Here is an 11,471-nt window from a genome sequence, read left to right as displayed (position 1 = left end):
ATGCCATCCTGATCATACCGGTCAGTCACGCCCTTTCTTCTTATTCGACGTGAACGTCCGCGCATAAAACTCCGGAGGCTTTTTCACCACCCAGTCGACGAACGCCCGGATATCGTTATCGCCCTTGAGCGCCTCCCACGTGTGATAAGCCCGCAGCAATTCGCGCTCGGAAAACATCGCATGAATCTTGCGGTGGCAGATCTTATGGATAGGAAACTGTTCCCTGCCCTTCAGCGACTTCGGGATCAGGTGATGCCGGTCGATGTTGACCGTGCCGAGCGGCCGGCCGCACAGCGGACACGGGCTGTCCGCCGCGGCAGGCTGGGCAGGAGAATCGAAGTCGGGAATACGGGAACGGCGCGCCATGTTCCTGATATCGGGGCGGCCGTGCCCGTTTAAAGCATCGTCAGCCGCGCACGCGCGCCGCGATGGCGTCGCCCACCTCGACCGTCGTCGCCGTGCCGCCCAGGTCGCCCGTGCGCGGTCCTTCGCGCAGCACGTCCTCGATCGCGGCCACGATCGCATCGTGCGCCTCGCCGCAGCGCGGATCGGCGTCGGCGCCGGCGGCGAGGAACGACAGCATCATCGCGCCCGACCAGATCATCGCGATGGGGTTGGCGATGCCCTTGCCGGCGATGTCCGGCGCGGAGCCGTGCACGGGTTCGAACAGCGACGGGAACCTGCGATCCGGGTTCAGGTTGCCGGACGGCGCCAGGCCGATCGTGCCCGTGCACGCCGGGCCGAGGTCGGACAGGATGTCGCCGAACAGATTCGACGCCACGACGACATCGAAACGGTCCGGCTGCAGCACGAAGCGGGCCGTCAGGATGTCGATGTGCTGCTTGTCGACGGTGACGTCCGGGTAGTCGGCGTGGATCGCGTCCGCGCGGCCGTCCCACCACGGCATGCTGATGGCGATGCCGTTCGACTTGGTCGCCACCGTCACATGCCTGCGCTGGCGCGCGTTCGCGAGCTCGAACGCATACTGCAGCACGCGGTCGGTGCCGTAACGCGTGAACACGGATTCCTGGATCACCATCTCGCGCTCGGTGTCCGGGAACATCACGCCGCCCAGGTTCGTGTACTCGCCTTCCGTGTTTTCGCGCACCACGAAAAAGTCGATGTCGCCCGGCTTGCGGCCGGCCAACGGGCACGGCACGCCTTCGAACAGGCGTACCGGACGCAGGTTGATGTACTGGTCGAATTCGCGGCGGAACTTGAGCAGCGAGCCCCACAGCGAGATGTGGTCGGGCACCAGCGCGGGCCAGCCGACGGCGCCGAAATAGATGGCGTCCATGCCGGACAATTGCGCTTTCCAGTCGGGAGGCATCATCTCGCCGTGCTGGATGTACCAGTCGCAACTGGCCCACGGGAAATGCGTGAACTCGAGCTGCAGGCCGAAGCGCTCGGCCGCGGCCGCCAATACCTTCAGGCCTTCCGGCAGGACTTCCTTGCCGATGCCGTCGCCGGCGATGGCGGCGATCCTGAAACGTCGTGTCATTTGGTTCTTTCTTGAATGGTAAAACTCACACCGCGGGCGCCGCAACGACGAGGCGCGAGAAACTGGCCACGCTGGCCGCGAACGAGAACGCGGCGGCGATGCCGAGCGCGATCCACGGACCGCGTACATGGGAGATGGTAAGGCAGAATGCGACGAGCGCGGCGCCCGTCGCCTGGCCCGTCAGGCGGGCGGTGGCGACCATGCCGCTGGCGCTGCCGGCACGCGAGCCGGGCGCGCTGCCCATGATCGCCTTCACGTTCGGCGCCTGGAAAAAGCCGAAACCGATGCCGCACACGGCCATGCGCCAGCCGATGTCGAGGGCGGACGGCGCTGCCGGCAGGCTCATCATCGTGACCAGGCCGGCCGCGAGGATCAACAGGCCGATGCCGCCCAGCAGGCCCGGCGAATACCGGTCGCTCAATCGTCCGGCGACGGGCGCCATGATCCCGACCATCACGGGCCACGGCGTCATCAGGAAGCCCGTCTCGACGGGCGAACGGCCGAGCGTCGTCTCGAAAAAGAACGGCAGCGCGACGAACGCGAGCGCCTGCGCGGCGAACGTGCAGATGGCGGTGATGGTCGACAGCGCGAACAGGGGACGGCGGAACAGGTCCACCGGCAACAGCGGTGCCGGATGGCCGCGCTCGCGGCGCAGCAGCAGGCCGAAAAATACCAGCGCGATCAACGCCTCCGGCAGCAACGTCTTCATGTCCACGCGGTGCGCGGCATCGCCCAGCGCCAGCACGGCCATCGAAAACGCGACGACGTTGTAGACGCCGGCGAGCCGGTCGACGCGGTGGGTCGCGCGGCGCGTTTCCGGCAGCACCTTGCGCGCCATGAAGAACGCGACGATGCCCGGCACCACGTTGATGCCGAACAGCCATTGCCACGACGATGCAGCCAGGATGATCGACGCGAGGCTCGGCCCGAGCGCGAAGCCGACCGCGACGACGAGGGCATTGGTGCCGAAGCCGCGTCCCAGCAGTTTCGCCGGATACGTGGCGCGCAGCAGCGCCGTGTTGACGCCCATGATGGCGCTGGCCCCGAGGCCCTGGAACAGACGCGAGGCGATCAGCACGGGCAGCGACCACGCGAGCGCGCACGCGAGCGAGGCCACCGTGAACAGGGCAATGCCGGCCACGTAGACGCGGCGGTAGCCGATGGTTTCGCCCAGCGCCGCGATCGGCAGCAAGGTGGCGACCATGGCCAGCTGATAGGCATTCACGATCCACACGGAGTCGGCCGGCGAGGCGTGCAATTGCTGCGCCATCGCGGGCAACGCGGTGTTGGCGATGGCGGTATCGAGGGATGACATGCCCACGCCGAGCGCGAGGGCGAGAATGGCCCAGGCGCGCGGACCCGCGGGTAATCCGTCCTGTTCGAGAGGTGTTGTATTGACTGCTGCTTGCATGCTCGATCCTGACGGCAAAAGGATCGATTGTAGGCCTGTCCGGCGAAGCGTGCAGCGGACCGGGCTCAACAGCCGCTCGGTTTCACCCGCTCGACCTCGAGCCCGAACAGCGGACGCAGCCGCGTACCGAACACGTTGCCGGTGAACGCAGCCACGAGCCACAGCCAGCCGTGCAGGCTGCCCGACACGATGCCGCTGAAGTAGGCGCCGATATTGCAGCCGTACGCGAGCCGCGCGCCATAGCCGAGCATCAAGCCGCCGACGACGGCCGCGAGGAGCGAGCGCAGCGGCACGCGCCACACGGGCGCATAGCGGCCCGCCAGCGCCGCCGCCAGCATCGCGCCCAGCACGATGCCGATGTCCATCACGGACGTCACGTCGTGCGACACGGGCGCGGCCAGCGCGGCGGCGTTCGCCTTCGTCGACCAGTACGTCCAGCTCGCCGTGTCGACGCCGATCGCCTGCGCGACCTTGGCGCCCCACAGCGCGAACGCGGACGTCACGCCCCACGGCCGGCCGGACAGCGCGAGCGTCGCGAAGTTCAACACGACGAGCGCGACGGCGCCGGCCACCAGCGGCCACGGCCCGTGCAGCCACGGCGACGCGTGCGCGGGCCGCACGGTCGGGTCGACGAGGCGGCCGTGCCGGCGCTTCTCGACGACGACGGTGATGAACGCGATCAGCGCGAACACGGCCCAGTTGAGCAGCAGCGCGGGGGCCAGGCCCAGCGTCTTCACGAGCGAGACCGGTTTCAGTTGTGGCAGCGACGTCCAGAACGGCATGTGCGCCGTGGCGATGACGGAGCCGGCGATGAACGCCAGCAAAGTCACGATCATGCGCGTGCTGCCGCCGCCGACCGTGTACAGCGTACCGGACGCGCAACCGCCGCCCAGCTGCATGCCGATGCCGAACATGAACGCGCCGACGATCACGGACGTGCCCGCAGGCGACACGAGCCCGTTGACGGGATTGCCGAACAGGGTGCCTGCGGACAGTGCCGGGAAGAACAGCGCGACGCCGACGGCGAGCATGATCATCTGCGCGCGCAGGCCGGCGCCGCGGCCGTCCGCGATGAAGACGCGCCACGCGGACGTGAAGCCGAATGCGGCGTGGTACAGCGCGAGGCCGAGCAACGCGCCGACGACGAACAACGCAGCGTGCTTCGCACCGACGGTTTGCGCGAGATACCACGCGCCGACGATGATGAGCAACAGCGCGACGCCGAGCGGTTTCGGGTTGACGTCGGCGCCACGGGGGAATGTTGGAGAAGCTGCAGTAGACATTAGGAAACGATCTCGGGATAACGTAAGTCGTTATTTTCGCTCGTTTTTTTGTTTCCTGCTGGGGCGGGCAAAAACGAAAATGGGCATCGATTTCTCGATGCCCATTTTAAATTCTGGCTCCCCGACCTGGACTCGAACCAGGGACCTGCGGATTAACAGTCCGTCGCTCTACCGACTGAGCTATCAGGGAAAAGAGGCCGCATTATAGCGGCTCAGCTCTGCGGCAGCAAGAGCGCGTGTTGCGACGCCGTGTGGAAGTCGCGCCAGACGCGGTTGATGGCACTGTCCGCGCTGGCCGCCACGAGGCCGCAGTACGGATACAGCGTGTCGACGGCGTGGCGCGACGCGGCGACCCACTCCTGTGCCAGCGCCTGCATCTGCGCGGCCTGTTCGTCCGCGACGTCGGCGCCGGCGACGACGTCGGCCCACGTCGCGTCGAGCAGGGCGTAGAAGCGCGCACGCACGTCGTCCAGCCTGCCGCGGGCACCATCCAGCACTGCGCGCACGGCCGGCACGTCGATCAACAGCTCGTCCTGCCCGCCAAACCGGTTGCGCCGGCGAGCGATGCAAGCATGGGCCAGGTCGACGAAGTGGGACGCCATCCCGGCCACGTTCGCGGCCAGCGTGACGAAGGCGAACGGGAGAAATGGAAAACGGTACAGCGGCCCCTGCTCGCGCGCGGCCGCCGGGGCTATGACGAAGCCGTGGTCGGCATGGACCCACGCGCCGCGGACACGGTAGGCGTGCGACGCCGTCGCGCGCAGGCCGATGCTGCGCCACCGGGGCACGATCTCGACGATCTCCTTCGGCACCACGAACGCCTGGATGCGCGGCTGGCCATCCGCATCCAGCAGCGGCCGGCCGTCCTCGCGCAGGAAGGCGTTGAACGTGAAATGCGTGGCCATCGGCGCGCCGCTCGCGTAGTCCCATTCGCCCTCGATGCGCCAGCCGTCGCCGTCACGGTCCGCGTGCCCGGTCGGGGCGCCGCTGCCCGCGAGGCAGGCGCGGGGCGTGGCCAGGATCGCGTGGGCCAGGTGCGGCGGCAGGAAACCCGTGAACCAGCCGGCGCCGGCGCATAACGTGACGGTCCAGCCGACGCTGCCGTCGACGCGGGCGATGGCTTCTTCCAGCCGCACGACGTCCGGCAGCGGCCGCTCTTCCCCGCCGACGGCGCGCGGCGCCAGCATGCGCAGCCAACCGCGGTGATGGACCAGCGCCTGGTGGACGGGGTGCAGCCAGCCGTCGGTGTCGGCAGAGGCGGCGTGGCGGTCGATGCGGGCGGCGTCGCGCGGAGAAAGGATATTCATGGCAGGGCGGAAACGAAAAAGGCCGCGTTGGATAACGCGGCCTTTTAAAATTCTGGCTCCCCGACCTGGACTCGAACCAGGGACCTGCGGATTAACAGTCCGTCGCTCTACCGACTGAGCTATCAGGGAATTGAGGCAATATTATAGCAGGTATCCGGGAATTGCCAAATATCGCACCGCGCGCCGGTGTTTGCTATAGTCGCCGTCTTCCCGACCTGCCCCTACTGACCAATGACCACCCTCGGCACTCCCCTCTCCCCTTCCGCAACCAAAGTCATGCTGCTCGGCTCCGGCGAGCTCGGCAAGGAAGTCATCATCGCGCTGCAACGGCTCGGCATCGAAGTGATCGCCGTCGACCGCTACCCGAACGCGCCCGGCCACCAGGTCGCGCACCGCGCGCACGTCATCGACATGACGGACGGCGACGCCCTCGCCGCGCTGATCGAGCGGGAGCGGCCTGACCTCGTCGTGCCGGAGATCGAGGCGATCGCGACCGCGAAGCTGGCCGAGCTGGAAGCGGCCGGGACGATCACCTGCATCCCGACCGCGCGCGCCGCGCAGCTGACGATGAACCGCGAAGGCATCCGCCGCCTCGCCGCCGAAGAACTGGGCCTGGCCACGTCGCCGTACCGCTTCGCGTCCAGCCTAGACGAGCTCAAGACCGCCTGCGCCGAGATCGGCTTTCCGAACGTCGTTAAACCCGTGATGTCGTCGTCGGGCAAGGGCCAGTCGAAGCTGGACAGCGCGGCCGACGTCGAGAGCGCCTGGAACTACGCCGCGTCCGGCGGGCGCGTGGACGCGGGCCGCGTGATCGTCGAAGGCTTCATCGACTTCGATTACGAGATCACCTTGCTGACCGTGCGCGCGGTCGGTGCCGATGGCAACGTCGAGACGCGCTTCTGCGAGCCGATCGGCCACAAGCAGGTGCATGGCGACTACGTCGAATCGTGGCAGCCGCAGCCGATGGCACCGCTCGCGCTGCAGCGCGCGCAGGAGATCGCCGAAAAGGTCACGGCGAACCTGGGCGGCCAGGGCGTGTTCGGCGTCGAGCTGTTCGTCAAGGGCGACATGGTGTGGTTCTCGGAAGTGAGCCCGCGCCCGCACGACACCGGCATGGTGACGATGGCGACGCAGGTGCAGAGCGAATTCGAGCTGCACGCCAAGGCGATCCTGGGCCTGCCCGTGAACACGGCGCTGCGCGCGCCGGGTGCGTCCGCCGTGATCTACGGCCAGCTGGAGGAAGCGGCTATCGCGTTCGAAGGCGTGGCCGACGCGCTGCGCGTGCCGGGCAGCGACATCCGCCTGTTCGGCAAGCCGGAGTCCTTCGCGCGCCGCCGCATGGGCGTGGCGCTGGCGACGGCAGAGGATGTCGATACGGCGCGTGCGCGGGCGCTGGAGGCGGCGTCGAAGGTCAAGCCGGTATCGGGCCGATAACGAAAAAGGGGCATCGATCGCTCGATGCCCCTTCTGAAATTCTGGCTCCCCGACCTGGACTCGAACCAGGGACCTGCGGATTAACAGTCCGTCGCTCTACCGACTGAGCTATCAGGGAATAGGTGGTCGTATTATAGCCGCTCACCAACGGCTTGCAAAGTTGGCAGGCCAACCGTGCGAAAATCTGGCTCCCCGACCTGGACTCGAACCAGGGACCTGCGGATTAACAGTCCGTCGCTCTACCGACTGAGCTATCAGGGAATCGTCTTTCGCTACGACAGATGCCGCAGCGAAAGAAGCGAGATTTTAGAGAACTTTTGCGATGGCGTCAACGACGCGATCGATGTTCTTCGAGTTCAGGGCAGCGACGCAGATGCGGCCGGTGTCCACGGCGTAGATCGATTCCGCACGCAGCTTCTCGACCTGCTCCTTCGTCAAACCCGAGTACGAGAACATGCCGACCTGCTTGCGCACGAACTCGAAGTCCGAGCCCGGTGCCTTTTCGGCCAGCTTCTTGACCAGCTCGTCACGCATCTGCTTGATGCGGACGCGCATGCCGGCCAGCTCGTCTTCCCACAGCTGACGCAGTTCCGGCGTGGACAGGACGGTCGCGACGACCTTGCCGCCGTGCGTCGGCGGGTTCGAGTAGTTGGTGCGGACGATGCGCTTCAGCTGCGACAGCAGGCGGGCAGCCTCTTCCGCGGTCGATGCGACGACGGACAGCGCGCCGACGCGCTCGCCGTACAGCGAGAACGACTTCGAGAACGAGTTCGACACGAGCAGCGGGCCGGGGGTAGCGGTGAAGCGGCGCACGACGGCGCCGTCTTCGGCGATGCCGTCGCCGAAGCCCTGGTAGGCCATGTCGAGGAACGGGATCAGGTTGTTGGCACGCACGACCTCGATCACCTGGCCCCACTGGTCGGCGTTCAGTTCGGCGCCGGTCGGGTTGTGGCAGCAGGCGTGCAGGACGACGATGGCGCCTTCCGGCATCGCTTTCAGCGCGGCCAGCATGCCTTCGAAGTTGACGCCGTGCGTGGCCGCGTCGTAGTAGGCGTAGTTGTTGACGGTGAAGCCGGCGCTTTCGAACAGGGCACGGTGGTTCTCCCAGCTCGGGTCGCTGATGTAGACTTGCGAATCCGGCGCGAAGCGCTTCAGGAAATCGGCGCCGATCTTCAGCGCGCCGGTGCCGCCCAGGGCTTGCACCGTGACTGCACGTTTCTCTTGAATTACGGCGCTGTCGGCACCAAATACGAGTTCTTGCACAGCCTTGTCGTACGCACCCAGGCCTTCGATTGGCAGGTAGGTACGCGGCGTCGGTTGTTCCATCAACTTCGCTTCCGCTTTCTGCACGCATTCCAGCAGCGGCACTTTCCCGTTGTCATCGTAGTAGACGCCCACGCCCAGATTGATCTTGGCGGGGTTGGTGTCTGCATTGAAGGCCTCGGTGATGCCGAGGATCGGATCGCGGGGAGCCATGGCGATGGCGCTGAAGATGCTGGCAGTAGCTGGGGAATTCATCGTGATAAACTTGGTTTGTCGGCTGGGTTTCGCAGCGGTTGTATAGACAGCGACCTCGAGAGTTGCTCGGTCGCAGGCGGATTCTCATTCTAGCAAAGGTCTGATCCAATGGCAGATTTATCGGTTGCAAATTCACCAGCACCTACCGTCATCACGTTCCCGGATTCCCCGTTCAAGCTGCACCAGCCCTTCCCGCCTGCGGGTGACCAGCCCACGGCGATCGACGGCCTGGTGGAAGGCATCGAGGACGGCCTGATGTACCAGACGCTGCTCGGCGTGACCGGTTCCGGCAAGACTTATACGATGGCCAACGTGATCGCCAGAGCCGGCCGTCCGGCGATCGTGTTCGCCCCGAACAAGACCCTCGCGGCCCAGCTGTACGCGGAGTTCCGCGAGTTCTTCCCGCAGAATGCCGTCGAGTACTTTGTCTCGTACTACGACTATTACCAGCCGGAAGCGTACGTGCCGCAGCGCGACCTGTTCATCGAAAAGGACTCGTCGATCAACGAGCACATCGAACAGATGCGGTTGTCGTGCACGAAGTCGCTGATGGAGCGGCGCGACGTCGTCATCGTCGCGACCGTCTCGGCCATCTACGGTATCGGTAATCCGAACGAGTACCACAAGATGATTCTCACGTTGCGCACAGGCGACAAGGTCGCACAGCGCGACGTCATCGCGCGCCTGATCCAGATGCAGTACACGCGCAACGAAATGGACTTCGCGCGCGGCACGTTCCGCGTGCGTGGCGACACCATCGACATCTTCCCGGCCGAACACGCCGAGCTCGCGATCCGCGTCGAAATGTTCGACGACGAGATCGAATCGCTGCAACTGTTCGATCCGCTGACGGGTAAAGTGCGCCAGAAGATCCCGCGCTTCACCGTCTACCCGGGCTCGCACTACGTCACCGGCCGCGCGACCGTGCTGAAGGCCGTCGACTCCATCAAGGCCGAGCTGCGCGACCGCCTGGAAGAATTCCGCCAGCAGGGCAAGCTGCTGGAAGAACAACGCCTCGAGCAGCGCACCCGCTTCGACCTCGAGATGCTGGCCGAAGTCGGTTTCACCAAAGGCATCGAGAACTACTCGCGCCACCTGTCCGGCTCGATGCCGGGCGAGCCGCCGCCGACCTTGATCGACTATCTGCCGAAAGACGCGCTGATGTTCATGGACGAGTCGCACGTGATGATCGGGCAGCTGAACGCCATGTACAACGGCGACCGTTCGCGCAAGGTAAACCTCGTCGACTACGGCTTCCGCCTGCCCTCCGCGCTCGACAACCGCCCGCTGAAATTCTCGGAATTCGAAAACAAGATGCGCCAGTGCATTTTTGTCTCCGCGACGCCGGCCGACTACGAAAAGGAAAAAGCCGACAACGTCGTCGAGCAGGTCGTGCGCCCGACGGGCCTCGTCGACCCGCAGGTCATCGTGAAACCCGCGCGATCGCAGGTGGACGACCTGATGGGCGAGATCACGGACCGCATCAAGAAGGACGAGCGCGTGCTGGTCACGACGCTGACCAAGCGCATGGCCGAGCAGCTGACGGAATACCTGTCCGACCACGGCATCAAGGTGCGCTACCTGCACAGCGACATCGACACGGTGGAGCGCGTGGAGATCCTGCGCGACCTGCGCCTGGGCACGTTCGACGTCGTCGTCGGCATCAACCTGCTGCGCGAGGGTCTCGACTTGCCGGAGGTGTCGCTCGTGGCCGTGCTGGACGCCGACAAGGAAGGCTTCCTGCGTTCGGAACGCTCGCTGATCCAGACCATCGGCCGCGCGGCGCGCAACCTGAACGGCGTGGCGATCCTGTACGCGGACCAGATCACGGATTCGATGAAGCGCGCGATCGACGAAACGGAACGCCGCCGCGCCAAGCAGATCGCGTTCAACGCAGCGAACGGCATCACCCCGAAAGGCGTGCAGAAGAAGATCAAGGAAATGATCGACGGCGTCTACAGCGCGGCCGCGCAGAAGGCCATGCTGAACGACAACGGCTTGTCGGAGGAAGCGGCCAAGGTCGAGGGGATGAGCGAGAAGCAGATTTCGAAAGAGATCAAGCGCCTCGAAAAGCTCATGGTCGACCATGCGAAGAACCTCGAGTTCGAAAAAGCGGCGCAGGTGCGCGACCAGTTGCATATCCTCAAGCAGCAGGCGTTCGGCGCGCCGGGGGCGGACAACGTCGTGTCTATCCTCGGCAAGTAAGCGGCACACCAGATCAAAAGCGGCCTTCGAGGCCGCTTTTGCTTTACAGGTATTGGTGCAGCGAGCTCTGGGAATCCTGGTTCCTGAAGAGCGTGACGAAACCGGCTTTTGCAAGGCACAGCCGGTGCTTGTCGTTGGCGTACGCGATGATCGACTGGCTCCGCCTGAACTTGTCCATATTGTTTTTCAGGAATTCGAGCAGGATCGCCTCGCCAAATGGGTTGAACAGGTAGACCAGATTATTTCCGGCCGGAAGTGAGAAACTGGCTGCGTCGGCGTTGACGAAGCAGATATTATCGGCGCCAAATTTCCTGACGTTACGGTCCGCCGCCTGCACCAGCGGCTCCGAAAACTCGACGCCGACGAGCCGTCGAAACCGGTAGTTCGCGGCAGCATAAAAACACGCCTTTCCCTTGCCCGAGCCGAGATCGATGAAATGGTCGAATACGATACCGGTCTTCATTGCCTCATTGAGCAACGCCCGCATCGCCACGCAGGTAACGGCCTGGTAGGCCCGTGAGTGCGCGCGCGCCGACGAATAACTGGTTTCGAGTTCGTGCCCATCGATAAAGCCCCCGCAGTCGAGGCCGTGCCATTTTTCGAACAGCTGGTCCTCCATCCAGCTCACTCCACCCGCGGCCTTGTTCGAAAGCGAGCGCAGTTTATGGGCGAGCGGTCGTCTCAGCCAAGTGGCGATTCTGTCTTGCAATTGAATGCGAGTCGATTCACTGTGGTGAGACATTGACATTCCGACAAATGATCCGAAGCTGGGACTTCATCTATTTTCCCGACCTTCGCTAGCGCGGCCTTTA

Annotated in this window: 9 protein-coding genes and 4 tRNA genes; 2 read left to right on the top strand and 11 right to left on the bottom strand. The window is 65.1% G+C overall.

Annotated elements, in window-relative coordinates; translation table 11 throughout:
• Positions 1-21 precede the first annotated feature (21 nt).
• The 7 genes from ACEN9H_RS06830 to ACEN9H_RS06800 form a co-directional block, all read right to left on the bottom strand.
• Complete coding sequence (locus ACEN9H_RS06830) at positions 22-366, bottom strand: HNH endonuclease (protein WP_413674208.1); 345 nt, start codon at positions 364-366, stop codon at positions 22-24.
• Positions 367-406: 40 nt separating this feature from the next.
• Complete coding sequence (locus ACEN9H_RS06825) at positions 407-1,501, bottom strand: tartrate dehydrogenase (protein ID WP_413674207.1); 1,095 nt, start codon at positions 1,499-1,501, stop codon at positions 407-409.
• A gap of 25 nt (positions 1,502-1,526) precedes the next feature.
• Positions 1,527-2,912, bottom strand: a complete 1,386-nt coding sequence (locus ACEN9H_RS06820; protein ID WP_413674206.1) for an MFS transporter — start codon at positions 2,910-2,912, stop codon at positions 1,527-1,529.
• A gap of 65 nt (positions 2,913-2,977) precedes the next feature.
• Positions 2,978-4,195, bottom strand: coding sequence for a YeeE/YedE family protein (locus ACEN9H_RS06815; RefSeq protein ID WP_413674205.1), 1,218 nt, complete (start codon positions 4,193-4,195; stop codon positions 2,978-2,980).
• Between the two features lie 114 nt (positions 4,196-4,309).
• A tRNA-Asn gene (locus ACEN9H_RS06810) sits at positions 4,310-4,385 on the bottom strand.
• A 22-nt stretch (positions 4,386-4,407) separates the two neighbouring features.
• On the bottom strand, positions 4,408-5,502 hold the full coding sequence (locus tag ACEN9H_RS06805; protein WP_413674204.1) for an acyl-CoA dehydrogenase: 1,095 nt from the start codon (positions 5,500-5,502) through the stop codon (positions 4,408-4,410).
• 53 nt (positions 5,503-5,555) lie between these two features.
• Positions 5,556-5,631 (bottom strand) — tRNA-Asn (locus ACEN9H_RS06800).
• A gap of 102 nt (positions 5,632-5,733) precedes the next feature.
• Between ACEN9H_RS06800 and purT the strand changes: the two genes are divergently transcribed.
• Complete coding sequence (gene purT / locus ACEN9H_RS06795; protein ID WP_413674203.1) at positions 5,734-6,936, top strand: formate-dependent phosphoribosylglycinamide formyltransferase; 1,203 nt, start codon at positions 5,734-5,736, stop codon at positions 6,934-6,936.
• A 42-nt stretch (positions 6,937-6,978) separates the two neighbouring features.
• Here the strand turns inward: purT and ACEN9H_RS06790 are convergent.
• The 3 genes from ACEN9H_RS06790 to ACEN9H_RS06780 all read right to left on the bottom strand — a co-directional run bounded on the left by ACEN9H_RS06790 (position 6,979) and on the right by ACEN9H_RS06780 (position 8,454).
• Positions 6,979-7,054, bottom strand: a tRNA-Asn gene (locus ACEN9H_RS06790).
• 67 nt (positions 7,055-7,121) lie between these two features.
• Positions 7,122-7,197 (bottom strand) — tRNA-Asn (locus ACEN9H_RS06785).
• Positions 7,198-7,242: 45 nt separating this feature from the next.
• Entirely contained in the window at positions 7,243-8,454 is a 1,212-nt protein-coding gene (locus ACEN9H_RS06780; protein WP_082577643.1) for an aromatic amino acid transaminase, read from the bottom strand.
• A 108-nt stretch (positions 8,455-8,562) separates the two neighbouring features.
• Between ACEN9H_RS06780 and uvrB the strand changes: the two genes are divergently transcribed.
• Entirely contained in the window at positions 8,563-10,659 is a 2,097-nt protein-coding gene (gene uvrB, locus ACEN9H_RS06775; protein WP_413674202.1) for an excinuclease ABC subunit UvrB, read from the top strand.
• A gap of 43 nt (positions 10,660-10,702) precedes the next feature.
• Here the strand turns inward: uvrB and ACEN9H_RS06770 are convergent, their stop codons facing one another.
• Positions 10,703-11,278, bottom strand: coding sequence for a methyltransferase domain-containing protein (locus ACEN9H_RS06770; RefSeq protein ID WP_056132335.1), 576 nt, complete (start codon positions 11,276-11,278; stop codon positions 10,703-10,705).
• Positions 11,279-11,471: the final 193 nt, after the last annotated feature.

The sequence above is a fragment of the Massilia cellulosiltytica genome (genome assembly GCF_047325105.1).
Classification (GTDB): Bacteria; Pseudomonadota; Gammaproteobacteria; order Burkholderiales; family Burkholderiaceae_D; genus Telluria; species Telluria orientalis.
This window is presented reverse-complemented; position numbering and strand designations above follow the sequence as displayed.

Bases quoted from the DNA above. Each gene is read 5' to 3' on its own strand.
- ACEN9H_RS06830 (WP_413674208.1), bottom strand. From the start codon at position 366: ATGGCGCGCCGTTCCCGTATTCCCGACTTCGATTCTCCTGCCCAGCCT.
- ACEN9H_RS06825 (WP_413674207.1), bottom strand. From the start codon at position 1,501: ATGACACGACGTTTCAGGATCGCCGCCATCGCCGGCGACGGCATCGGC.
- ACEN9H_RS06820 (WP_413674206.1), bottom strand. From the start codon at position 2,912: ATGCAAGCAGCAGTCAATACAACACCTCTCGAACAGGACGGATTACCC.
- ACEN9H_RS06815 (WP_413674205.1), bottom strand. From the start codon at position 4,195: ATGTCTACTGCAGCTTCTCCAACATTCCCCCGTGGCGCCGACGTCAAC.
- ACEN9H_RS06805 (WP_413674204.1), bottom strand. From the start codon at position 5,502: ATGAATATCCTTTCTCCGCGCGACGCCGCCCGCATCGACCGCCACGCC.
- purT (WP_413674203.1), top strand. From the start codon at position 5,734: ATGACCACCCTCGGCACTCCCCTCTCCCCTTCCGCAACCAAAGTCATG.
- ACEN9H_RS06780 (WP_082577643.1), bottom strand. From the start codon at position 8,454: ATGAATTCCCCAGCTACTGCCAGCATCTTCAGCGCCATCGCCATGGCT.
- uvrB (WP_413674202.1), top strand. From the start codon at position 8,563: ATGGCAGATTTATCGGTTGCAAATTCACCAGCACCTACCGTCATCACG.
- ACEN9H_RS06770 (WP_056132335.1), bottom strand. From the start codon at position 11,278: ATGGAGGACCAGCTGTTCGAAAAATGGCACGGCCTCGACTGCGGGGGC.